Below are 24,580 nucleotides of genomic sequence, written 5' to 3'. Positions count from 1 at the left end.
GCCGTGGAAATCGCCCTCAAGATAGCATTCCAGTACTGGTGCCAGGCCAGGGGGGGGGAAATAAGGAAAAACAGAAATTTGTCTATCTGGATAATTCTTACCATGGCGACACCGTTGGTTCTGTCAGTGTGGGAGGTATTGATCTTTTTCATCGCTTATATAAACCACTTCTTTTTGATGGTTATAAAGTTCCTTCACCCTATTGTTACCGCTGTCCCATGGGTAAGGAGAAGGGCTCTTGCGGTATGGCCTGCCTGGAGCCACTGGAAGAACTTTTAGCCGCCAGGGGAAGGGAAATTGCTTCCCTCATTATCGAGCCACTGGTCCAGGGGGCAGCAGGCATGATTACCAGTCCACCAGGTTACTTAAAAAGGGTCAGAGAGATATGTACCAGCTATAATGTTTTGATGATTGCTGACGAGGTAGCTGTTGGCTTTGGTCGCACCGGTAAAATGTTTGCCTGTGAAGAAGAAGGAGTGGCTCCGGATATCATGTGCCTGGCCAAAGGAATAACTGGGGGATACCTACCTTTGGGAGCAACCCTCACCACCGATGAAATTTTTGAGGCCTTTTTGGGCTCCCACGAGGAGCAAAAGACTTTTTATCACGGACATACATATACTGGCAATCCTTTAGCCGGTGCTGCTGCTCTAGCCAATTTGGAAATTTTTGATAAAAAACAAGTCATTACGGGCCTTCAGCCCAAAATTGAATTATTAACCAAAGGGCTGGCAACTTTTTATGCTTTACCCTGGGTAGGAGAAATTCGGCAGAAGGGTATGATGATAGGGATAGAGCTGGTACAAAACAAGGCTACCAAAGAACCATTCCCTTTTGCCCTGAATATCGGACACCGGGTGACCCTGGAAGCCAGAAAAAGAGGACTTATTACCAGGCCATTGGGGAACGTCATAGTTTTGATGCCCATTCTTTCAATGAGCGAAGAAGAATTAACGGAAGTTTTGGATATAACTTATACTTCCATTAAAGCTGTTTGTGCAGATATTGTAGGAAAAGGTCTTGTTACAGGGTAAATTTAAATCCGCTTAACGGAGTGATTTTAAGTACCATTATTACATAGGGGAGTCGGGAGAAAGAACTATAAAACGTTAACACAACTGTACTTACAGTGCATCTGAAATAATTGAAGTTATGGTTGGTGATGAACCAGTATGGGCAATTCCAATATAAATTTTTTAGCGGAGGAATTACTGGAAATCCAGGAAAAAGGACTCTTTCGCCAATTTAAAACTATTCAATCCCACTCCGGAGAATGGATTACCCTGGGGGGCAATAAACTGTTGAACCTTTGCTCTAACAACTACTTAGGCCTGGCCAATGATCCCAGGGTCAAAGAGGCAGCTGCAGCTGCCTTGGAAGTATATGGTTTTGGTGCTACCGCGTCAAGGCTTATAGTGGGTAACTATGAACTTTATGATCAATTGGAAAAAGAAATCGCTCTATTTAAAGGAACAGAAGGGGCTCTAGTTTTCAATAGCGGTTATGCTGCCAACCTGGGTGTAATCCCAGTCCTAGTGGGACGGGAAGACATAGTCATCAGTGATAAGCTCAACCATGCCAGTATTGTTGACGGTATTATTCTGAGCAGGGCAGAACACCGGAGATATAAACACAGGGATTTAGTTTCCTTAGAGAATATTCTAAAAAACTGTGGTATGTATCGTAGGAAACTGATCATTACCGATACGGTATTTAGTATGGACGGTGACCTAGCCCCCCTTAAAGAAATAGTCCAACTGAAAGAGCAATATGGAGCCCTGTTGATGGTGGATGAGGCCCATGGAGGTGGTGTTTTTGGTTCTTCAGGAAGGGGTTTGGCAGAAGCAGCCGGAGTATCGGAAGCTATAGATATTAACATGGGTACCTCAGTAAGGCCTTTGGCGGAGCCGGGGCCTATGTAGCGGGTAGTCGGGTGCTCATTGATTATTTAAGGAATAAAAGCAGGACTTTGATTTATACTACCGCCCTGCCCCCTGCAGTTATTGGCGGCCTTTTGGCAGCATTAAGGATTATCCGGGATGAACCGTGGAGGCGGGAGAGGGTCCTGACCAAAGCTGCCATCCTCCGAAAAGCGCTAAAGGAGAAGGGTTTCAATACACTGGACAGCCAAAGCCAAATTATACCTATACTAATCGGGCCAGTTCAAAAAACTCTGGAATTCAGCCACCGGCTTTATGAAGAAAACCTGCTGGTATCCGCCATCAGACCTCCTACTGTACCCGTTAATACAGCGAGGTTGCGGGTTACCCTCATGGCTACTGTACGGGATGATGACCTGGAAATGGCCTTAACAAAACTGGTGCAGGTAGGTCGTCAATTAAGGATTATTTAAGGGAGACATTTATGAAAAGAAAACCTGCTGTAATTTTTTTGTCCGGATGGGCTTTGGGGCCGGGAGTTTGGTTTTTACAGGAAAAGTATTTTTCTGCAGATAGGGCTATCATGGTCAGCTACCACTCAGGGGTTGAGGAAGCTTCCAGGGATGGCCAAGGACCATCTTTATATGGCTTAATGCCTTAAAAGCAATAAACCGGGAAACCGAAGACCCAATGGTATTAACAGGATGGTCATTGGGGGCTTTGGTTGCTCTGGAATTGGCTCTGCTAATGCCTGAAAAAATAAAAGGCCTCGTTCTAATAGGGGGAACCAGCAGGTTTACTCAGGCTCCGGATTACCATGGCGGTTTGCCAAGGGTCTTGGTGGAAAGGATGAAAAAAAGCCTGACCAGAAATCCCGGTCAGACTTTGGAGAAGTTCTTTTCTTTGATGTTTACCTCCCAAGAGCGGGAGGAAGGGATTATGGAACAATTTCAAAAAGGATATTTGTCCCCGGGACAAAACTGGTCAGAAAAAGAATTGGCAGCGGGTCTTGATTTTTTGATTAATCAGGATCTCCGGGAGAAGCTCGGGAAAATTAAGGTGCCGTCCTTGATTATTCACGGAGATAGAGATGAGATTTGTCCTCCTGCAGCGGCTTGCTACCTCCATGCTCAACTAAAGAACTCCCAACTTCAAATGTTGCCGGGATGTGGCCATGTACCATTCTTAAGCAAGGCAGAGGTTTTCAATGAAATAGTTAGGAGGTGGCTTGATGACCTTCATTGAAAAAGAACAAATTAGGAAGAATTTTTGCAGGGGTGCGTCAACCTATGACCAATACGCCAAAGTTCAGAAAAAAATGGCCCAGGAACTCAGCAATAAAATAACGGCAGTGGGAAAAGAATTTAGGGAAATCTTAGAAATAGGTTGCGGGACTGGTTTTCTGACCGAACTTTTGGCCAGGGAATTCCCTCGAGCCAATATTCTAGCCTTAGATATATCCCCCCGGATGATTAAGGTGGCCAAAAAAAATTATCATCGTACTCTAACATAACTTACCTGGTAGAGGACGGCGAAAATCTACGTATTAATGGTTCCTTTGACTTGATTGTCTCCAATGCGGTTTTCCAATGGTTTAATAATTATTTTCAACCCTTTGCCCTTTATCATAAAAACCTCAAAGAAGATGGTTGCTTTATTTTTAGTACCCTTGGGGAGCAGACCTTCAGGGAGCTTGGTCAGGCTCTTTCTTTCCTGGGATTGGAATCTCCCAAAGAAGCCTTAATAAATGCCGGGGAATTGGGGCAAATTTTAAAAACCTGCGGATTTGCCAAGTGGACAGTTGAGGAGCAGCTTTTAAAAGATTATCACGCGTCAGCCAGGGAATTACTGGTTGGAATCAAAAAAATCGGTGCCCAAAGTCATTGTTTTAGTGCCCGGGGTTTTTGCCTAAAGGGAGGAGATATTTTTAAATTGGCTGTTTTTTTAAATTCCCGGTATCGTGAGGGAAAAGGGGTTTATATAACTTATCAGGTTCTATACGGATTTGCCCAGAAGAGTCGGCAAACTAATTGAGAAGTTTACATCTAGACAACACATGCCGCTAACGCAGCACCACCAGAAGGATGAAATTTGGCTAATGGTAACTTCCTTAATGGATTTACCTTCTTTACTAGTGAGCATAGAAGATGATTTTGAAAGTGAACGGGGCGGAGTTCGGCTACCGCCCCATGCTGAACGGGATAAAGTTTTAGGTTTAAGTGGGATGACATTACCATTAACGATAAGAAGAGGTTGCCCGTCTTCGAACAAGAACTTCCTACAGTCTGGCATTAGGGCTTGATGTAGGCATAACCTTGAGTTTGTTTTCTGACGATTTCCGTTATGCCAGCCGGCACAACTGTTATAAAGTCTGGGAGATTTTCCTCGACGATAGAATGACTTTTGAGAGCGTTCCGACAGACTACAAAGTTTGCTCCCGCCTCCGATAACTTTTTCATTTGGTCCAACAACGATCCATTACCTATCCCACAGCTTGCCTTCTGACCGCCATCTTCCGCCAGGAGACACCTATTCCCCAAAACAGAAACCGCCTCGCCGTTGGCCAATACTTCGATATCGGCACTGCCTTGTCCAACATCATTCAAAAAATTAGTGATGTTCACGAGAACCATTTGCCATCTGGTAGATTCGTTAACGTGGAACAGGACTTTTAAAGTATTCATTCTAACACCTTCAATCGTTAAATTTAATAACAAGAAGACAACTAGCGAATTGGCGTTACCTTAAAAGGACACGGATCTACTTCTGTTCTTCTTGCCATTGCAGTTGCATGTAATTATACATGTCAAGGTACTTTTCACTACTGGCTCTGCTTCCGACTGAAATAGCCTGAGCCTAAAAAATTTGGTTAAATAAGTAATTTAAAAATGGCTCCATTATTTTCCGTAAACTTATGTTATACAATTATACTGACTTAACTTGACCTGGTCAAGAGGGACCGACTCAAAAGTGTGATCTGCAAAACTCTCAGGTGTGAAACTCTGTCTTTAAAAGTACAAAATAACAAAAACCTCCTCAGGTTTACAAAACAAAAATTTATTTATGCAACGTTAATGAAATAATTTGCTATTGCAAGACTTGCAGTAAACCTACTGTTTACTTACACATATGGCTGCAGCGATAGCAGCACCAATACCGGAACCGTCCTTTGTAAGCACAAGGGATACAGAAGACCTGATCTGGTGGTCAACGTGGTGGATGCTGGGATTACCGGTTATTTCTTTCGTGGCCACCAGTAAAAACGGCTTACAGCAACTGTTTAATCTACTTTCCTGTAATTAACAAGAACGGATAAAAACACAGCGGGTGTTAGCATACCTGGATATTGATTGTCTGCAAGTTCTATAATTCTTTAGGGAACAATTTTTTGCTTGATGGTTACCTCCACACGGCGATTTTTAGCCCGGCCCTCTTCTGTCTCATTTGATGCGATGGGCCTGTATTCGCCGTAACCAATAGCACTAAACCTCCTGGGGTCTAAACGGGAGGTTGACAAAAGGATTTTCATACAGTTTAATGCCCGTTCTGAACTGAGATCCCAGTTTGATTCAAATTCTTTTGTATGAATCGGTTGATTATCGGTATGTCCTGCTACAAGAACCTCATATTGGGGATACCGGATCAGGATATCCGCCATCGAAAGGATGATCTTTCTTGCTTGCGGTTTAACAGCAGCACTGCCGGAATCAAATAAAGCGTGATCCCGGATGGTAATAATCAGACTGTCTTTTATTATAGATGTTTTTAATTCCGAAGACAGGTTATTCTCATGGATGTACTGGTCCATTTGCTTTTTTAAACGCTGCAAATCCACCAGGGTCTCTGTTTGAACCTGAGTTTTCTCAATTAACTGGTCGGTGACGGACTGTGACTCCATAATGCCCGTGCCGCTGTGAAAGGCCGCATTTAAAGACTCTTTCAAGGAGTTAAATTTCTGGGCATCAATTGTACTGGAAGCAAACAGTACAATAAACAAAGCCAGAAGCAAGGTTAAAAGGTCGGCATAGGGGATAAGCCAGGTCTCATCCATATGTTCTTCGTGTTGTTCCCTGCGTTTACTTGACATCGGCTGCTAGCTCCTTTTGGGAAGTAACGCTTTCAGGTTGATTTTGCTTGGCTCTTTCCGTTTGGGACAAGTAAACAAGCAACTTTTGTTCAAGAATCATGGGCGACCTGCCCTCCTGTATGGCCAGCACACCTTCCACAATCATTTGTTTAAGCTCAATTTCCTTTTTGGAAAGTCTTTTTAATTTATTCGCAATGGGATGCCAGAGAACATAACCGGTAAAAATACCCAACAGGGTGGCCACAAAAGCCGCCGCTATGGAATGGCCAAGCTTTTCAATATCACTCAAGTTGCCCAGGGCCGCAACTAACCCAATAACCGCTCCCAGCACCCCGAGAGTCGGAGCATATGAGCCGGCCTGACTAAAAATTAAGGCCCCGGCCCTGTGCCGTTCTTCAATGGCATAAATCTCTTCCGTCATGACAGACCGCACAAATTCAGGATCACTTCCATCAATAATCATTTGCATACCGTTTCTCAGAAAAGGGTCATCGATACTTTCCAACTGGCTTTCCAGGGACAACAGTCCTTCCCTCCTGGCCACCATAGCCAGATTGGCGAATATATTCACTAATTCACGTTTAGGAATTAATTTTTGTTCTTTCATCACAATTTTTATCAGCTTGGGAAATTTTTTCAGTTCAGCCATAGGAAATGCCATACAAAGGGATGCCGCAGTACCTACAAAAATAATGAGAAAGGCAGCGGGATTCCATAAAGCCGTAAGGCTTGCCCCTTTAAAGACCATACCCAGTCCAATGGCAAAAACTCCGAGAAACAATCCAATGAAAGTAGATTTTTCCATCTTACCCTGGTTTCTGAAAGCTAAACATATCTGATTTATACAGGATAATCTAGATTTATTTAGGTTTCTCTCCCGCCGACTAACGAGAGGCAGTATCACAGGATTCAACTGCTGGGCCATAAGCTCTCACTTATGTTCCGGGTGGATCACCCCGCAGGGTTCCCCGCCGCTGCCTAAAGCAAACGTACTGCCCGGAGAAGGTGTTGCCTCCACCTGGGTTCTGACTTGTGACAACGGCCTTTCACAACGTGTACCGTGCCACCCGCAAAATCTAAAGGCTCAAGGTTTTAACCCCCAGCACATTTTCCCGGTGAACCTGCCATGAAACCAGGCTTCTCACCTTCCTTTTCGTTAGTTTGTTAATCTTAGCCAATACAACCTTTTTAACTGCTGACCATTGTTTCCAATTAGCCATTTGCTTGAATTCAGATTTTTTTTGATCAGTTTATCAAGCAATACTTTGGGTATTTTCTCATGTGTGAAGCCCAAACTACGTCTTGCTATAACATAACCTGCTGATTCGTGATTAGATATGCCGTACATGTGCTGGTACTTTAGAATGCCTATGACCGATGTAAAGGCCGGTTTTACCTTGATCACCGGCACACCCTCACGGGCAGCATACCGGTCAATATATGCCAGAAACTTTGACCAGACAAAACCATGGCTCATACGGTTAAACTTAGCCGTCACGGACTTGTCGTTTTTAAATTTCAAATCCTCTACTGCCAGGGTGCTGCCTGTTTCTTTTGCCAGAGTTACTACCTTCTTTGCCGTTTCACCAATAAGGTTATTCCTGCGGTTGCTTCCGGCATAAGTCCATTCACCCCGGCCTAACCACTGACTGCCACGGTACTGTCCCAAGTAGTCTGTTAGTGTAATTCCTAAACCGTCAGGGTTGGTATCTACCCAACAGCGCCATAGGCATGATAGGGAACCGGAACATCTTCTTCGATGGTGATATGGATATAGTACCTGACGTCCTTACGGATTATTTCTACTTGGTAGGCGGTACCTGTTTTGAGGTAATCCAAAACCATCTGCCGGTAGTTTCGACCGTTGATTTTACCTGTCTTTTTTGATTTTATATGGGCCAGGTAAACCGGAACGGTGATACGCTTATAGCGGCCTGTTCCAGTTGGCTCGGCGGCTATATCCAGGTAGATTTGTCCGTTCATCTCGTACAGGCGTGTGTTCAGGTTGCCGCCCTTGGTCTTGTCTCCCCGGGACAGGTAACGGTTACTTCTGGCTTCCTGCCACTCTTCCCGGGTGATATTGCCTTTACACCTTTCCTGAAAAAGTTTCTTTCCACCGAAAACAACTGCCGGAAAGGTCTTGCCCTCCAGGTGTTTTTGCCAATAAGACAGCTTTCTTTGTTCTTTCTCCAGCCGTTTTTGCAGGTTGGCTTTTTTTTTGGACGATTTGGCTTTGGCTATTCGCTTTTGGGTAAACTCTACTTTGGCCCGGGCATTTTCGCAGTGTAACTTTACCAATTCATGTTGGCTTTTGATGGTGCTTTGGGCATCGTATACTGCATCGTTGGCCTGGCGGGAGTTGAAGTTAAACTTGACCTGTACGCTTTGACGGATGTCCTGGACTCCTTTGCCTTCCAGCAATCTTTTAAAGCTCCACCTGACTGCCGCACAGTAACGGGCCATGAGATTATCGAGGTAGGTTTGTTGGGTTTCGGTGAGTTCAAGGATTACTCCCATCGCCGTCATTTTCACCGGCAACCACCTCGCTTTCAATGACCTGCACCAGCTTTTTGTCCACTCTGCCGCCACGTTTCCCGTTTTCTACCGCATAAGTTATTAACCGCTCTTTTTGCCGCTGTAAATTTCCGGCTTCGGCTTGTTTTGCAGTGGATACACGGGCATAAACAGCGCATTGCTTTGTTCTTCTTTCAGTTATCTCTTCACCAATCAAAGTCATTATCTGCGATTCTTTATAACGCCTGTGACCGCCGGGTGTGCGCAGTGGTTTTAATTTCCCTTCTCTTTCCCAGCGGCGCAACGTGTGAGGCCATACGTTTAATAGCTTTGCTACCTGATGAGATGTTAGCATCTTTTCCATTGACACCACCTCGTACCATTATTTTAATTAGAACATTTGTTCGATGTCAATGGATTATTGTTTTTTATTTACTTTTGTTTAATTAATCTGTAACTGTTACTTACCTCATAAAACATAACATATTCTACTCATACGGTTAATATTCTTGCCGCGACTTTAACAATTCCGGATCTAACTTTGTACCGGTGCGTATAAAATTTCCTGCCTTGTAAAATTGATCTTGAAATAACAAAATACGACAAGCACCCCTAAAAACCTGTTAATCCTAAAAATTTTACAAATTTTTTTCTGATTTATTAACTCTTTACACTTATAAAAAATTCCTTCATGAAGATAATAATTTATGATTGGTAAGAGATAAGAAGAAATTAGACGATTGAAAGATATAATTCTATATTAGGGGGATCTCAGATGTTCCGGGAAAACAAAGACCATTTACAAGAGCAACTTTTCAATAGTTGCTCAACTATGAATACAAAAACATTGCAGAGGCTGCAGAATACATAGTCACCCATTTTCTATGAGCATGTATTTTGCAAAATAGATGAGAAGCCGTTTGCGGTTCTTTATTGTTTAGATAATGGTCGTCCTAACTTTCCTGTAAACATCTTGCTTTCCCTGCGTAAATTTGTTTAATTGTTTTACTAATTTCCCCTTATCAATTTGATAACGCGGCCTGAAGCATTGATAATAGACACACGTCCCCCCTGGTTATCGTGAAGATTTGTTTTAGGTTAACAACTGCCGCTGTAAAGGACATTGCAACGGTTGCATATATGTTTATCAAAAATGAAAGCGCTGATAATACCGTTTTTTACTCGTGTTTTAGTTGCATTCCGGCCAGCCGGATAGATACAGCTTTTTATGGAAGCAATGGGCTTCCATAAAGAAAACAGTCATAAAGCAACTAAAAATGAAGGGAGTGAACAGCCTGAGTTTCTGGCATGTTCACCGGAAAGAACTGTTAGGTGTAGGGTAACTCCTATTCTCATAAGTTTGCGGTATGGCAGCAGTACACGTTGTGAAAGGCTGCTGTCATAAGTGAACGATCGAGGCAAGGGTAACACCCTTCCCGGGCAGGACGGATACCGAAAGGTAGACGGCGGTTTATCTGTAAAGGTAGGCCACCCGGAACATAGACGAGAGTTTATGGCCCAGCAGTTGAATCATGTGACACTGCCACCCATTAGTCGAATGGGTGAAAAACCTATTTAAAACATCCATTGATAGATTTTGATAGGTTTTAGAAACCAGGGCACCGTGACAAAACTAACCTACGATGAAATATTTAAAGACCTGGTGAAATCCGCCTATGAGGGCAAGTTGGATGAAGGCTTTGAGAAGCTGAAAAACCGGGGAGACGGGGATGTGGATCAATACATCCATTATGCCACCGGGGGTGGTGACCCGGGGAGGGTTGTCTTTAAAGTAAAAGAGTGCAGCTGCGGCTGCGAGGAAGAAGGCTGCCAGGTTTCCTGCCTGATGGAAGCCATTGAAAGAGACGAGTACGGCAATGTGGTCATTAACGGCAGCACCTGTTCAGACTGTGGCCTGTGCATCGGGGTCTGCAAACACGACTGCCTGGTGGATAAAAAGGAATTCATCCCCCTGGTGGAGGTGTTAAAAAACCGCAAAGTACCGGTGTACGCCATCATTGCTCCCGCTTTTATCGGGCAGTTTGGTCCGGAAGTGACACCCGGCAAAGTAAGGGCGGCTCTCAAAAAGTTGGGGTTTTACGGCATGGTGGAAGTGGCTTTGTTTGCGGATATTTTAACTTTCCGGGAAGCTCTGGAATTTGATGCCCATGTACACAAGGAGGGGGATTTTGTGCTGACCAGTATGTGCTGTCCCATGTGGGTGTCTATGGTGAAGAAGGTCTACAGCAAGCTGGCGCCCCATGTTACCCCTTCGGTATCCCCCATGGTGGCCTGTGGTCGTAGTGTTAAAAAGCTGCATCCAGATGCCAAGGTGGTCTTTATCGGGCCCTGTATTGCAAAAAAAGCCGAGGCCAAGGAACCGGACGTGCGGGACGCTGTGGATGTGGTGATTACCTTTAAGGAATTAAAGCAGATCTTTGACGCGGTGGGCATTAACCCGGCGGAAATGGAGGGGGATGAAAAGGAGCATTCCTCCACCGGCGGCAGAATTTATGCCCGGACCGGCGGTGTCAGCAAGGCGGTTGCCGATACCTTAAAAAGGATCAGACCGGAAAAGGAAATTCAAATTAAGTCGGTGCAAGCCCACGGGGTAAAGGAATGCCGGCAGATGCTGCAGGATGCCCTGGATGGCCGGATTAACGCCAATTTTTACGAAGGCATGGGCTGTGTTGGAGGCTGTGTGGGCGGTCCCCACGTTTTAATTGACCCCGGACAGGGAACGGAACTGGTAAACCGGTACGGGGAAGAGGCATCCAGTTTGACGCCGGCGGATAACAGGTACGTATTAGCCCTGCTAAAAAGTTTAGGTTTTGAGGAAATTGAGGATTTGTTTGATGAGGAAAAAGCAAAAATATTCAGCAGGAGTTTCTATGACAAACCAACTGAGAGGTGAGAACATAGTAAGGGGTCAGACCCTAAAAACAAAAGGCTGTTGCCAGCATCCAGGAGACTAGGCAACAGCCTGGTTTTACTTAGTGTTTTTGATCTCTAAGATAATTTAAAATCTTGGCGAACTGAATGTTCACCAGTTCATTGACTGGCACCCCGGTCTCCTGGGAACGCTTCTCTATTACATGAATTTGATTACGCAGAAATTCGTAAATGATGTATTCCGCAACATCCTCCGGAGTTGTGCCCTTTTCTTCAGCGTAATCCTCAAGCAGTTTCATGGTTTCCTCGGAAAGATTAAGCTCAAACTCTTTATTTTCTTCCATTTGGTACACCCTTTCAAAATTTTTGACTTTCTTCTTTGTAAATAATTCTCTGTTTTTTAGTATGTCCCTTCAGAAAAGCAAAAAAGTATTTTTGAGTTACCTTTTTAGTTTTATGCAAAAAAAATGAGCCTACTATAAGGCTGCTAAAAAACCTGGCTTATGCTTGAGGTAGTCGGTAGTAACCAGTAGGGTGTTTCTCACTATAGTCAATTTTGCATACAGAAAAGACGGTACAAAAGGTATTTCTTGGGCCCCGGTGAATAACCAGGGGGCGAAACCCAGTATGGCAAAAGTAATACATGTTAGAAACAGTACCACTAAGAAAGGGAATGTTAATGGGGATAAAGCCGTAATTTTGGAACTCAACAGCATAAAAAATCCCTCCCGTTGTATTTACCTTAAATACAGTATACAAAGGATTGAGATTAATATAAAGAATATTAAGTATATTATGAATATAAAAACAATAATTTCTCCGCAGCACGATGATTCAGTGAGACAGAGACCCGCTTGGTGCCAAATGATAACCAGTTACCAAAACAAAAAGAGCTTTTTAAAAAGCCCCTTAACAGTTATGCAGCGTTTAATGGTTCGTCATGCTGATCAATCGTATTGGGTTTAGTACTATCTACTTTTCTCTGTGCAAGGGCCGGAGAAGCAGCAGAGACAGCTCCTCCAAAGATCTTTCTCGGACCTACTATGAATAACCAGGAACAGCAGCTTACCAGGGCCATTAATAGGCAGGAAACGGCGATTAGGATCCAGGCAGGGAATGCAATTATTTTACACAACTGGATTTTCCATCCTTTGATCATGACACCACCCCCTTGTGACATTGTTCACTAGCATTACTGTACTATACCATAAAATTAATATAGAAACAGCGTTTTCAGCCCTATGTTATACTAGCAAGATTTGATAAACAATTTAAAATATTCTTTGAAAGTAAATTCCAATATAGTTTAGATATTTACCCAACAATTAACTCATTTTTTCACAAGGTATTACTGTCCCGTTGTCGAATTACAAAGGAGTTGTTTTTCAGTAACAGTGAAGGGAGTTTTACGATGTCCTATAGCTATAAACAGGAATTGATGAAAAGGTTGGATGAAGGGTCGCTGCCGGGCGTTTCGCTGGATCACCGGTTTACTTTTGAATGCAAGGCTTCCTGTATGGGCAGGTGCTGTAACAGCATCACCATCCTTTTAGACCCCTGGGATATTGAAATCATGGCCCGGCACCTGGGGATACCCGGCCAGCAGTTTTTGGCGGAATATTGCAAGGTTGACTTTGGCCATGAATTAAAATGGCCCTACGCAAGACTGAAACATGCCGAGGACGGTCCCTGCTTTTTCATGCTGGAGGACGGGCGGTGTGAGATTTATCCCGTGCGTTCCCGCAACTGCAGGACGTATCCCATTGGCCGGGCGGTGCGTTTTGAGCCGGACGGCACAAAAGTAGAGCGTACTTTTATCGTTGAAAAGATGGACTTTTGCCTGGGGCACAAAAGCGAGAAAACCTGGACCGTCGAAGAATGGTTTAATGATGCGGACTGCCAAAAGTTCTACGAACTGTCGGATTTGTATTTAGAGTTGATTCACTATGCCACAACCCGGTTAAACAGCCAGGTTTGGCTAAACCGGAACGTCTCTCAAATAATGATGCCCCTGTTTTACGGGCCGGACCTGTTAAGAAACAAACTGGGGATTTCCGAACAAGAGGTGGATCACGAGGAATTTTACCGCAGGAGAATGAAGGCCTTAAAGGTGATTTTAACCGAACTGGCCGCAGGCTTCGGCCATGGCCCTTTGGTCGGGCAAGCCAAAGAAGGAAACATCTATGGCGGCAGCATGATGGAAAGAATGAAACAGGTGCTCCTGACGGGGAAAGAATAAAAGACCGGGAAGCGGGTACGGCCTGTACACGCCTCCCGTGCTTTCAATTTCTTTAGAGGACCGGGCTGACACAACCCCCCTCTTTGTGATTTTTTCTATTATAGTGATCTTCCATAATTTGCACAAGAGAAAAGGGTGAATTAATAAGAAATATAGGGTAAAATTGCTTCGTAATAGAAAAAACAGCGGATTGAGGTGCCTCAACGGGAGAGTTTGCAGGGGAGGGGATTCTTTGCAAAATGTCAGGTAAAGGGCTTTTTTTTGCTCTTTGGTAAGCTTGCGATCATAGGGTTTGTGAACAATCTAACTTGCTCTGCCATATAAAAAGCAGCCCTCACGTGAGGGCTGCTTTTCCGTTAGGCTGTGTGATGATCGTCATGTCCGAGGATTCGGAAGTTTTCAACGATAAAGCAGTAGGCCAGGACGCCGATAGCAATTAGGCCGATGCTGACGGACCATTCCCAAATGGAAGGGAAGTAAGAACCGGCGGTAGACCCTGACATGCCGGTGAAGACAACGTTCATACGATTGAGAATGACACCGCTGCTTACCAGCAGGCCGTAGATGAACAGGCCGGAACGGGAGGCGCTCATGCCGCTAAACACAATCAGAATCGGAACAATCACGCCGAGGACCAGTTCGACCAGGAACAGGTTCGCCTCCAGGTTGCCCGCAAATACCAGGTTCCAGACATTACGATTGGACAGGTCGAAAATCTTGAGAACCAGGTAGAGAATCATAAAGCCGCCGCCGATTCTGGCCAGGCCCCGCAGGACATCCACAGGTACCTTGTGGTTGAAAGCATTGCCGGACAGGTGGATTCCACACAGATCATGGCCGGACCTACGAAGAAAGAAGAAATTAAGAAGAAGTAGGGAATCAGCGTTGACCACCACAGGGGATAGAGTTTATCAACGGCCACCAGATACAGTCCGCCCAGGGAGGACTGGTGCAGGGTAGGGAAGATAATACCGATAATCAGCAGGAAGGGCATAGCGGTTTTGAAAGCGTTATGCCATTTGACGCCTACTCTTTCCGTCAAGATTTCACCAAATTCCAGGACTTGTATGGTGGTATAGCAGGACACACACCAGAAAACTTCAAACAGTACCGAGGTATGACCCCAGGATACGAAGGGACGCCAGAAGTTAAACCACTGACCGATATCCAGGAAAAGCCCGGCCATCACCAATAGGTACCCCAGCAGAGAGGTTAACATTGCTGCACGGGCAATGGAAAGATACTTATCCTTGTGCAGCACGTGAACGATAATCGCGGTAAAATAACCGCCACCGGCTAAGGCCACACCGGTTAGCACGTCAAATCCGATCCAGAGGCCCCATGGCCAGTCGTCATTTAAATTTGTAACTACACCCAGCCCTGTTACCAAACGGAATATGACAACACCGACACAAAGGGCGGCCAGGAGAATTAATAACTTGCGAATGGGAGTCATTTTAAAACTCCAACCTTGAGCCGTCATGTGTTTCCCCCCTAAAAATTATTCTTAACAAATAGATAAGACCCTTATAATTTAACGTTCTTATTGGAATCTTTGGAGATTTCGTTGCGCCGCTTGGTGTAATGATAAAGTCCGGTTAAAATGATACCCCAGCTTACTGCCACCACAGGGGTGTATTTCAGGAAATCATGGGAGTAAGTGGAACTGGGGATGCTGCTGATCTTGGTATTGAAGCCCAGCTGCTCAAAGGGAACGTCGGAAATATACAGCCAGGAAGTGCCGCCGGCTTGTTTTTCGCCATAGACATCTTTTACATACTTACTGTCCTTGGCGATGGCAGCCTTGGCTTCCTTAAGCATTTCATCCCGCTCACCAAACTTGAATACACCGGCAGGGCAAACGGAAACGCAGGCAGGAGCTTCTCCTTTTGCCACCTTGGTGGAACACATCTGGCACTTGGATACCAGCGGGAAGGTTTTATCCCATTCATATTTAGGAACATTAAAGGGACAGGCAATCATGCAGTAACGGCAGCCCACACAAAGGTGGGGATAATAAACAACCGGGCCTTCTTTTGTCTTTTGCAAAGCTTTGGCAAAGCAGGCCGAAGCACAGGCGGGATCCTGACAGTGCAGGCATTGTTGTTTGACAAAACGCCACACTTTGCCGGTGTCTTTTTTCACTTCATTAAAACTTACGACGGTCCAGTTATTTGCTGAAAGCTTGACGCCCGGTCCCATGGCGGGCTCTTTCTCGCTAAACTTCATATCGTTCCAAAGTTTGCAGGCCACTGTGCAGCTGCCACAGCCCACACACTTGGTAAGATCAACTAACACGCCTTTAGCCATCTGTTTCACCTCCTAAAAAATTGACTTAGCCGTTTTTCTTGGCCGTAAAGGTCTTGCTGCGGTCCACGTATTCGGTGTGCAGCAGTTCCTCTGCCAAATGACTATTGGGCTTCTCCAGAAATTTTTGATAGATCATGGCAACTTCCTGGTTTTCATGGCTCAAACGCTTCTTATAAATCTTGGCGTCAATCTGGTAAGTGCTGTTCAGACGCGCCTGCCGGACCTGGTCAGACGGGGGCAGGGAAGTCCTGGGCTGACCGCCGCCGCTGATGCAGCCGCCGGGGCAGCTCATAAACTCTATGAAATGGTAACGGGGCGGGTTACCCTGCTTCTTATCTTCACGCAGTTGGTCCAGGATTTTACGGGCGTTGCTCAGGCCGTGAGAAATGGCCACGTTGACTTGACCCACACCGGGAACTTCTAAAGAAGCTTCTTTAATACCCTGCAGGCCCCGCACAGGTGTAAGGTTCAGCAGCGCTTCCGGCGGGTTTTCTTTGGTGATCAGGAAGTAAGCGGAACGTACGGCTGCTTCCATAACACCGCCGGTGGCGCCGAAGATGACAGCGGCCCCGGTGCTTTCACCCATGAGGGGATCATATTTGGCGTCTTCCAGTTTGGTCAGGTCAATCCCTTTCATCTTAATCATACGGGCCAGTTCGCGGGTGGTCAGGACCACGTCCACATCCCGCAATTTTTCATTACCGGCATGTTTTCCGGCATCATTCATTTCAGGACGATTGCACTCGTACTTTTTGGCGGTACAGGGCATGATGGAAACGGAGAAGATTTTAGCGGGATCAATGCCTTTTTCTTTGGCGTAATAACTCTTTACCAGTGCCCCTAGCATCTGCTGGGGTGATTTACAGGAGGACATGTGCTCCAGCAGGTCCGGATAGAAATACTCGCAAAACTTTACCCAGCCGGGACTGCAGGAAGTGAACTGGGGCAGCGGCTTAACGCCTTTTAGATCCCCGGCGACACGGCGGACCAGCTCGGTGCCCTCCTCCATGATGGTGAGGTCGGCGGTAAAGTTGGTATCAAACACCGCGTCAAATCCAAGTTTTTTCAGAGCGGCCACCTGTTTTCCTTCCACAATGCTGCCCGGGGGCATGCCAAACTCTTCACCCAGGGCCACCCTGGTGGCCGGAGCGGTTTGCACCACCACATGCAGGTCTTTGTTGTCAATTGCCTGGAGAACCTTGTCAATCTCATCTCTTTCGGTGATGGCTGCGGTGGGGCACCATAAAGTGCACTGGCCGCAGTTTACGCAGGTGATGTCATCCTTGATGGGGGTGTCGTAATACCCGTACACCGATTGAACCCTTTCACAGGCTTCGATGCACTGGCCGCACAGGATGCACTTTTTATCATCCCGTACGATGGATGGGTTGGTGGGGTCAATGGGAATACGACCCTTCACCTGAACAGGCCAGGAGCTGGCTACTTGGTACTGTTGGGGTAGCCAACCCTTGCCCCCGGCGGGATCCTGGCTGCAGCCGGCAATGGAGGCTGCTACGCCGGTCAGGCTTACTCCCCCAAGCAGTTTGAGGAAGCCCCGCCTTGATACTGATTGTGGCTTTGCAGTGCGGTTTTCCATGTACTCTCCTCCCTTAGTTTTATATGGGATATGCAGTGCGCAAGAATAGCTTAAAAAGTTCGTTTATAAATACTATTAAACCAATAAATAAAATAGGCCAGGCAAGTGCGGAAAAAGCATGCCTGACCCAAGGTGAATTACTCCGCAAAGAAGAACTATATGCCGTTTTTCCAGGAATCTCATGTAACTGCCGTCCCAGTCCCTGCTTGAGAAAATGGGTACATACCAAAAATAGTTCGTTGGCTTTTTAATACTGTTTATTCTTCGAGATATTAATAATTCCTTCAAAATAAAAAATATTTTGAAAAATTTTTCAAATGTGTATAATATTCTGATAGGTTACAAAAGAAAAACGACCAAGCGAGTTACTTGGTCGTTATCTTAGTGTCTATTTGATAGGACACCCATGGGATGTGAGTGTTAATTCTTAAACATTTTCAAAACTTCCTCGGAAGTAACAAAAGAAAGAAATGTTTCACAAATGGGAGACAGGGGTTTATCTTTATTTAAAATAAATGAAAAATAACGTACAATGGACACATTGGCAATCCTGCAGGTTTTTACGGTTTTCAGCTGGATTTCCTTGGTCACCGCCAGGCCGGATAAAATGGTGGCTCCCAGACCCGCCTCAACCGCACCGATCACCGCCTGCGTATTTCCCAGCTCCATGACGGTATTTAACTCAGCGGGGTCCAAACCTGCTTTTTTTAAGGCAGCTTCCATCACCACCCTGGTGCCGGAACCTTCTTCCCTTAAAACAAAGGGGAGGGTGGCCAGCTCTTTCAGGGTCAAATTTTTCTTAATGGCCAGGGGGTGATTATAGGGAAGCACAACCAGCAGTTCATCCTCCATAAAGGGTTTGGTAATAACCTTCTCATGGGTGACAGGTCCTTCAATGAGGCCCAGGTCAAGCTTGTTCTCAAGGATGTGATCCACAATATGCTGGGTATTGGTGACTTCCAGGTGGATATCTACCTCCGGGTAGTCATGGTTGAACATGCCCATGATTTTCGGCAGAACGTTTTCGGCAATGGTATGACTGGCCCCCAGGGATAAATTACCGCTTAATTCCCCGACAAGTCTTTCAATATGTTTTTCAGACTGCTCGACCAAATTCAGTATTTCTGTTACATATTTTTCTAAAACCTGTCCGAACCGGGTCAGTTTAAGCTTTTTATTGGAACGATCAAACAACTTGGCGCCGTAATGCTGCTCAAGGACGTAGATGTTATGGTTGATGGTGGGTTGAGACAGTTCCAACAGCTTGCTGCTTTTTATCAGACTACCGGTTTCAGCCAGAGTTTTAAAAACTTTAAAATGCGTTAAGTTCACAGGCATCACCTACTGTTTTAATTATTCCTCGCTATCCCCTCATTTTATGATCTACAAAAAACATTGTCTGCCGTACTGCTGACAAGTCGATTGCTCCGTGGATTTTTTTATCTTCAAAGAAACACAAAATGGCCTTTTTTGTCTTTTTTTAGTATATAATAAAAATACAAACTTTTATGTATATCAATCCGGAGGTCACGGTGACAAACATTGTTCAAGAAGAAGTTCAGCAGTATATCCGGGAACTTCTGCCGCCGCGGGATGAACTTTTTTATGAAATGGAACAGGAAGCAAGGGAGAAGATGATACCCATTGTAGAACCGGAAGTTGGACATCTCTTGTACTGGTTGGCTGCCACCAAAAAGAGCAGAAGAGTATTGGAGATTGGAACCGCCATCGGGTATTCCACCCTCTGGATTGCTAAAGCCGTGTTACCCCTGGAAGGAGAGATTACCACCCTGGAGATTAACGCTCCGAGGGCCGAGGCTGCCTGCAGGTACTTTAAAAAAGCCGGAGTGGAAGAAAAAATAAAGCTGGTATTCGGTGATGCCAGGGAATTGCTTTATGAGCAAACCGGTCCATTCGACTTTATTTTCCTTGATGCTGCAAAGGGAAAATATGTGGAGTTTTTGGATAAATGCGTTGATTTGTTGCAACCGGGGGGCATTCTTGTGGCAGAGGATGTGTTTATGAGGGGAATGGTGATATCCGGGGAGATTGATAAGAGACGAAACAAAACAGCGGTAGCCCGTTTAAGAAGTTATCTTGAGCAGGTGATGGAACATAAAAGCATAGAAACCATTATCCTGCCGGTGGGAGATGGCATAACAATCAGCACCAAAAAGGATGATTTGTCATCAATGTCACCACCTCTTTTATGAAGACGGAGTAACAAGCGCATCGCCGATACAATTAACCCGTGATCCGTAATGATAAACTACATGTCGCAACGGTCTTTGGGACAAATTATTTCCTAATTATATAATAAAAATAATAAAAACAGAAGTTCCTTAATGCCAAAAGTTCGTGTAGCAAATCTAAATAAAAACATGGTATAATCTAATTCATACGCTATAGGTTATCTGTCAGAGGCGTGTTCAGGTGACATAATATGCTATTTTGCCCGTCTATTTTATATTGATTAGTTGACTATAATTGTCTATAATTACCTTTGTATAATTGTCGAATTATATAGGATTTGTATAATTTATTTTGGAAGGAGTGAGGAGGCAGTTGGGCTATCACCCCCGGGAGGACAAGCCCTAACGAATTGCTAACAAACTTCTTATTTATCAAGGGCGGATTTTTGTATCTCCTCAGGCCGACCTACAGCAAAGGGTGATAAAAACAGAGCCACTGCCCTGGTTGTAGTTCTTGAAGAGATACCCAAAATTATTTTAATCAAGGAGGTATGTTAACTTGTTGCTGACGGTATTTGTTTATGCTTCAATCCTTGCTTTCATCGGTCTCTCACTTTACAAGGCCCATCAGTATGCCAAGATGCCCATGCATGGTCGCTGGGAACTGTATCCGGTTCCCAAGGAGCCCGGCGAAAAGGGACATTACGGTGGTTCCTACTACGAAGATTTGGAATGGTGGAACAAGCCCAGAGAAGTCTCTCATTCCGGCGAAGTTATTGATATGTTAAAAGAAATGCTTTTCATCAAAAACCTGTTTATTAACCAAAGACACCAGTGGTGGCTTTCCTATGCATTGCACTTAGGTATTTATCTGTTGGGTTTATGGACTGTTTTACTGGCCGTAGGTGCTATCACTGAATTGTCCGGACTGTCTTTAACCACCCCGGAAGGCGTAAACAGCAATCCCTTAGCCTCCCTGATTTACTACGGTACCTTCATTTCCGGTGGTGCAGGGGCGCTGCTGCTGGGTTTTGGAGCCTTCAGCCTCTTCTTGAAGAGATGTTTTAACAACACCTTTGCCAAATACACCACTCCCCAGGAATATTTCAACCTGTTCTTCCTGTTTGCGGTGGTGGCTTCCGGTCTGGTTGTCTGGAGCGCTGACCCCGGTTTTAACTATGGTCGGGAAATCATGAAAGCCCTGTTTACCTTCTCACCCATTCAGGCAGATACCGCTTTAACCATTCATATCCTCTTATTGGGCGGGGTCATGATTTACATTCCTCAAACCAAAATGAGTCACTATGTAGGCAAGTACTTTGCATTCCACAAGGTGCTGTGGGATAACGAGCCCAACCTGAGAAACTCCAAGATGGAAAGCGTTATCAAAGAGGCCATCAGCTACAAACCCAAAGCCTCCTGGTCGGCCCCCCATATCAATCCTGGAGCGCAACAGCAGGACAAGAAGTAAATAATTACTGTGAGATAGGAGGTAAATTTTAATGGGCGATATTAGACCTCAGGATATAAGTAAATCCTCTGAACAACTCGTTAAGGTTGAAAATCTGATGCCTTTGCCGGCGCCTTACGATAAACCGGGCATGGAACCCGAGTTTAAGGAAATTAAAGACTCCTGGAAAGAGGAATACTGCACCACCCTGGATGGGTTTGTTGGCAACGAAACCTTAATCAGACCCAAAACCAAAGAGGAAGAAGAGGCTCTGGTTAAGGGATTCCTGCGTGGTCTGGAGAAGCTTTTCTCCAACGAGCTCAACAGGAACTATTTACAGCCTTTCCTGCTGAGCTTTGAGTACTGTGCGAAGTGCAATACCTGTTCCGAGGCCTGTCACGTATTTAAGGCCAGCGGCGAGCAGGAAATTTACAGACCCATTTTCCGTTCGGAAGTCCTGCGGAAAATTGCCAAGAAGCATATGAACGGCGACAGCTTCTGGACCAAATTTAACGGTGGAGACATTGACATCAATGTGGAAACCATTCTCCGCCTGGGTGAACTAGCTTACCGCTGCAACCTGTGCCGTCGTTGTGCCCAAACCTGTCCCCTGGGGTTGGACAACGGTCTGCTGGCTCGCGAACTAAGAAAAATCTTTAGTATGGAACTGGGGATCGCTCCCAAGCCCCTGCATGAGAAGGGCTCCATGCTGCAATTAAAGACCGGTTCCAGTACCGGTATTACCAAAGAAGCCTTCCTGGATATGATTGAGTTCCTGGAAGAAGATATTTACGAAAGAACCGGGAAACAGTATAAGATTCCTGTAGACAAGAAGGGAGCAGACATCCTCTTAACCCACAACGCCGGTGAATACATGGCCTGGCCCGAAAACCCAGCTGCCTTTGTGGTTCTCTTTGAAGAAGCCGGTCTGGATTGGACCCTGAGCAGCGATATGATCGGTTATGATAATGTTAATTACGGTATTTTTTACGATGACGCCCAGGCCAGAAAAATCGGTCTTGCCCAAATGAAAGCCGCCAAGAATCTGGGGGTCAGAAGAATTGTTTTGGGCGAGTGCGGTCACGCCCACAAAGCCGCCATGGTTTCCATTGACCGGGCCTTTGTAGGGGATGACAACATTCCCAGGGAGAGCTTCCTGCCCTTGCTGGCGGACCTGATTAAAAAGGGAGTCTACAAACTGGATCCCAGTCGAAATGACTTCCCGGTCACCATGCACGATCCCTGCAACGTGGCTAGAATGATGGGGATTATTCAACCCCAGCGGGAAATCATTAAAGCTGTTTGTCCCCAGTTTATCGAAATGTATCCGCACGGCGCCAAGAACTTCTGCTGTGGCGGCGGCAGCGGCTTTGCCATTATGAAGTCCTTCAACTTCCCTGAATTCAGGAATAAGGTTTCCAGCCGCATGAAATTCAAACAAATTCTTGATGCCTTCCAGGGTGTCATGGAAGAGGATGTTCCCAAGTATGTAGCAGCACCTTGCTCCAACTGTAAAGGCGCCATCAGAGATATTCTCGAATACTACCAGGCTACTGCTAAATTCAATGTGCATTATGGCGGCTTGGTTGAATTAGTGGTAAATGCAATGGTTCAGTTTGACAAACCCTTCTTAGAATTCCTGGATGAAGAAGAATTTGCCGCCAAACATGTAAAGAAATAGGTTAGTCAGTTTATTACCAACCCGGTCAAATTTTGGCCGGGTTTTTTATTGCAGTACGGCGCCCGGAGACTCCACCAGGGATGCCATTTCATGGGCCAGCACCAGCAGGGATTGGGCAAAGTTCATCAGGGGGGCGGTCATTTCCTGCCCAAAGGTTCTGATCAGGTAAGGAGTGGCAAATAAATAGGTATCGGCCAGACGGATGGTCAGTACGCTGGCTGCAATCAACTCCCCTTCGTCAAGGGCTGTGTTGATAATGTCCGTCAGTTCTTCCATCGCCTTAAAGTAGCGGCGGTGGTCGTCGCTATGGGTTAGATGAACCATGGCCTTGGTACCCATGGCGTCAAAGGCCTTTAAAAAGTGAAGCAGGTAATCGTAAAAGACCATTTCACCCTGGGCCGAATAGCGTATACCGGCCGAAGCCCTGTCTCCAAAAAATCCAGGGCCTCACTAATACAGTAATAAGCGATTCTATTTTCTTTGGGGTCCAGTACTTTCATATTTTGAGCTTTTTCCAGGCTGGCCTGGATTTTATGATCGGACTCACCGGTTCCATCATTACCGTCGCCGGGTGGTTGACAGGAATTACAGGAATGATTTGAGGCGGTTGAGCAACTGCACTTGTCCGGAGAGGTAAGCAGTTGTTTGGTATAGTGCCGGGATGATTCCACTTTAACGGCCAGTTCCATTTCTTCCGGGGAATTAAAGAATTGACTGATCCTGGAGTTGAATTTTTGAAAGAAACGGTGAAAATGCTCGAGGTACAGGTGTTCCAAACCATAAAACACGGTTCTTTTTAACTGCTCCAGGGAGGTCGTCAGTTCCTGGTCTAAGGGTACCTGCAGAGAAACGGTTTTTTGCTGCCGCCAACCGGGAGTTTTCTTTTCCAGGACACGATGAACATAATCCTGTACAAACAGCCAAAAGGCGGATTCTTTATCGGCATCAACGACAACCAGGATCACGGGCCTGCAGGCTTTATCCATGCAATGTTTAAGCTTGTCGCATTCCAAAGAAAGACCAATTAGCTCTCTGTTAACACGAAGGGAAGAGGCGCACACAACATAAACGGAAAAAACAGCGCCTTTGGGAGTACCGCTGTCCAGGATTTCAACTTCGTAATGGAGAAAAGGTTCATGGATCTGCCGTACTGCCCATGACCAAGGTAAAGCTTCCAGAAAAATAGTATGACCCTTAGGAGTTGTTGGCTTTGGAATCCCGGAGGAGACAAGAACCATTCGATTCGACTTTTTTTCCAGAGAATCCGTAGAATCGATCATTTTATGAACCTCCTTGTAAATATACTATTTCTTGGAAGGTTATAATTTCTTAAGGGCAGCAGCTTGTGACAAATTATTTGCCGCTTATTTGACAGGCAAATAAATAAATTGCATCATTTTAGAATATTCTTAAAATAAATGACAGTACGAAACATTTAATCAATCAGTTACCGTATGACAAATAGCAAAAGGTTGTTAGTAAACCCTATGCAACTAATTCGCTATGGTTTAAAAATATGGTAGCATGTCCCGAGTAAAATTTCAATAAAAATATCACTAGCGTTGCATAAAACTTTCGCATAAATTAAAAGGTAATAATTGGAAGATATAATTGTATAATTTTGTAATTATTTGGGTGTATACACCAATTAACCCATTTTACTTTATGCTAAAGGAACAACCACTTAAGAGGTAGTCCTTTAATCCACATTTTTACAAATGATGTAATTCCTAGGCTA

At 45.1% G+C, this 24,580-nt stretch carries 22 protein-coding genes and 3 pseudogenes; 12 read left to right on the top strand and 13 right to left on the bottom strand.

Annotated elements, in window-relative coordinates; translation table 11 throughout:
* Positions 1–38 precede the first annotated feature (38 nt).
* The 7 genes and pseudogenes from P378_RS09250 (at position 39) to P378_RS21505 (ending at position 3,914) form a co-directional block, all read left to right on the top strand.
* A complete protein-coding gene (locus P378_RS09250; protein ID WP_274378675.1) occupies positions 39–1,034 on the top strand; it encodes an aminotransferase family protein in 996 nt (331 codons plus the stop codon).
* A 138-nt stretch (positions 1,035–1,172) separates the two neighbouring features.
* Positions 1,173–1,922, top strand: coding sequence for an aminotransferase class I/II-fold pyridoxal phosphate-dependent enzyme (locus P378_RS22890; RefSeq protein WP_207654016.1), 750 nt, complete (start codon positions 1,173–1,175; stop codon positions 1,920–1,922).
* 11 nt (positions 1,923–1,933) lie between these two features.
* A complete protein-coding gene (locus tag P378_RS22885) occupies positions 1,934–2,353 on the top strand; it encodes an aminotransferase class I/II-fold pyridoxal phosphate-dependent enzyme (RefSeq protein ID WP_274378674.1) in 420 nt (139 codons plus the stop codon).
* Positions 2,354–2,364: 11 nt separating this feature from the next.
* Positions 2,365–2,541 (top strand): hypothetical protein, encoded by a 177-nt coding sequence (locus P378_RS19510; protein WP_180261044.1) that lies wholly within the window; start codon positions 2,365–2,367, stop codon positions 2,539–2,541.
* Positions 2,517–3,125, top strand: a complete 609-nt coding sequence (locus P378_RS09240; RefSeq protein WP_338013893.1) for an alpha/beta fold hydrolase — start codon at positions 2,517–2,519, stop codon at positions 3,123–3,125. Before P378_RS19510 ends, P378_RS09240 begins: the two co-directional genes overlap by 25 nt.
* Positions 3,112–3,482: pseudogene (locus P378_RS09235) on the top strand (methyltransferase domain-containing protein); the annotation flags it as partial. The gene P378_RS09240 and the pseudogene P378_RS09235, both read left to right, overlap by 14 nt.
* Before the next feature lie 156 nt (positions 3,483–3,638).
* A complete protein-coding gene (locus P378_RS21505) occupies positions 3,639–3,914 on the top strand; it encodes a hypothetical protein (protein ID WP_238473073.1) in 276 nt (91 codons plus the stop codon).
* A gap of 257 nt (positions 3,915–4,171) precedes the next feature.
* Here P378_RS21505 and P378_RS09225 read toward each other — a convergent pair whose 3' ends face one another.
* The 5 genes and pseudogenes from P378_RS09225 to P378_RS09205 all read right to left on the bottom strand — a co-directional run bounded on the left by P378_RS09225 (position 4,172) and on the right by P378_RS09205 (position 8,845).
* Entirely contained in the window at positions 4,172–4,564 is a 393-nt protein-coding gene (locus P378_RS09225; RefSeq protein ID WP_099083039.1) for a DsrE family protein, read from the bottom strand.
* Positions 4,565–5,253: 689 nt separating this feature from the next.
* Positions 5,254–5,967, bottom strand: a complete 714-nt coding sequence (locus P378_RS09220; RefSeq protein WP_099083038.1) for a flagellar motor protein MotB — start codon at positions 5,965–5,967, stop codon at positions 5,254–5,256.
* On the bottom strand, positions 5,957–6,772 hold the full coding sequence (motA, locus tag P378_RS09215; RefSeq protein WP_099083037.1) for a flagellar motor stator protein MotA: 816 nt from the start codon (positions 6,770–6,772) through the stop codon (positions 5,957–5,959). Before motA ends, P378_RS09220 begins: the two co-directional genes overlap by 11 nt.
* 271 nt (positions 6,773–7,043) lie before the next feature.
* Positions 7,044–8,499, bottom strand: a pseudogene (locus tag P378_RS23530) (IS200/IS605 family accessory protein TnpB-related protein).
* Positions 8,468–8,845, bottom strand: coding sequence for a MerR family DNA-binding transcriptional regulator (locus P378_RS09205; RefSeq protein WP_099083036.1), 378 nt, complete (start codon positions 8,843–8,845; stop codon positions 8,468–8,470). The pseudogene P378_RS23530 and the gene P378_RS09205 overlap by 32 nt, the downstream one beginning before the upstream one ends.
* A 1,260-nt stretch (positions 8,846–10,105) precedes the next feature.
* On the opposite strand from P378_RS09205, the gene P378_RS09200 reads away from it, so the two are divergent.
* Positions 10,106–11,395 carry a [Fe-Fe] hydrogenase large subunit C-terminal domain-containing protein gene (locus tag P378_RS09200; RefSeq protein WP_099083140.1) on the top strand — a complete coding sequence of 430 codons (1,290 nt, stop codon included), beginning with the start codon at positions 10,106–10,108 and terminating at the stop codon, positions 11,393–11,395.
* A gap of 79 nt (positions 11,396–11,474) precedes the next feature.
* Here P378_RS09200 and P378_RS09195 read toward each other — a convergent pair whose 3' ends face one another.
* Together P378_RS09195 and P378_RS09185 are read right to left on the bottom strand one after the other, a co-directional pair.
* Positions 11,475–11,717, bottom strand: a complete 243-nt coding sequence (locus tag P378_RS09195; RefSeq protein ID WP_099083035.1) for a hypothetical protein — start codon at positions 11,715–11,717, stop codon at positions 11,475–11,477.
* 572 nt (positions 11,718–12,289) lie between these two features.
* A complete protein-coding gene (locus tag P378_RS09185; RefSeq protein ID WP_099083033.1) occupies positions 12,290–12,532 on the bottom strand; it encodes a hypothetical protein in 243 nt (80 codons plus the stop codon).
* Between the two features lie 252 nt (positions 12,533–12,784).
* Here P378_RS09185 and P378_RS09180 point away from each other — a divergent pair, with 252 nt between their 5' ends.
* Entirely contained in the window at positions 12,785–13,612 is an 828-nt protein-coding gene (locus P378_RS09180) for a YkgJ family cysteine cluster protein (RefSeq protein ID WP_099083032.1), read from the top strand.
* Positions 13,613–13,968: 356 nt separating this feature from the next.
* Here P378_RS09180 and nrfD read toward each other — a convergent pair.
* The 4 genes and pseudogenes from nrfD to P378_RS09160 form a co-directional block, all read right to left on the bottom strand.
* A pseudogene (nrfD, locus tag P378_RS09175) lies at positions 13,969–15,095 on the bottom strand (NrfD/PsrC family molybdoenzyme membrane anchor subunit).
* Between the two features lie 44 nt (positions 15,096–15,139).
* On the bottom strand, positions 15,140–15,922 hold the full coding sequence (locus tag P378_RS09170) for a 4Fe-4S dicluster domain-containing protein (RefSeq protein WP_099083031.1): 783 nt from the start codon (positions 15,920–15,922) through the stop codon (positions 15,140–15,142).
* Positions 15,923–15,947: 25 nt separating this feature from the next.
* The gene (locus P378_RS09165; protein ID WP_099083030.1) at positions 15,948–17,519 is read right to left on the bottom strand and encodes a [FeFe] hydrogenase, group A; all 1,572 of its coding nucleotides are present in this window, start codon (positions 17,517–17,519) and stop codon (positions 15,948–15,950) included.
* A gap of 420 nt (positions 17,520–17,939) precedes the next feature.
* On the bottom strand, positions 17,940–18,857 hold the full coding sequence (locus P378_RS09160; protein ID WP_238473094.1) for a LysR substrate-binding domain-containing protein: 918 nt from the start codon (positions 18,855–18,857) through the stop codon (positions 17,940–17,942).
* Positions 18,858–19,051: 194 nt separating this feature from the next.
* Here P378_RS09160 and P378_RS09155 point away from each other — a divergent pair, with 194 nt between their 5' ends.
* The 3 genes from P378_RS09155 (at position 19,052) to P378_RS09145 (ending at position 22,842) form a co-directional block, all read left to right on the top strand.
* Entirely contained in the window at positions 19,052–19,732 is a 681-nt protein-coding gene (locus P378_RS09155) for an O-methyltransferase (protein WP_099083028.1), read from the top strand.
* A gap of 538 nt (positions 19,733–20,270) precedes the next feature.
* Positions 20,271–21,182: a respiratory nitrate reductase subunit gamma gene (locus tag P378_RS09150; RefSeq protein ID WP_099083027.1), complete on the top strand. Its 912-nt coding sequence runs from the start codon at positions 20,271–20,273 to the stop codon at positions 21,180–21,182.
* Between the two features lie 31 nt (positions 21,183–21,213).
* Entirely contained in the window at positions 21,214–22,842 is a 1,629-nt protein-coding gene (locus P378_RS09145) for a (Fe-S)-binding protein (RefSeq protein WP_099083026.1), read from the top strand.
* Between the two features lie 45 nt (positions 22,843–22,887).
* Here the strand turns inward: P378_RS09145 and P378_RS09140 are convergent, their stop codons facing one another.
* Positions 22,888–23,229 (bottom strand): hypothetical protein, encoded by a 342-nt coding sequence (locus P378_RS09140; RefSeq protein ID WP_099083025.1) that lies wholly within the window; start codon positions 23,227–23,229, stop codon positions 22,888–22,890.
* Positions 23,196–24,122 (bottom strand): DUF4365 domain-containing protein, encoded by a 927-nt coding sequence (locus tag P378_RS09135; RefSeq protein ID WP_099083024.1) that lies wholly within the window; start codon positions 24,120–24,122, stop codon positions 23,196–23,198. The genes P378_RS09140 and P378_RS09135 overlap by 34 nt, the downstream gene beginning before the upstream one ends.
* Between the last annotated feature and the right edge of the window lie 458 nt (positions 24,123–24,580).

The organism is Desulforamulus profundi (genome assembly GCF_002607855.1).
Note: the sequence above shows the minus strand (reverse complement) of the source record. Positions and strands in the feature narration are given on the sequence as shown.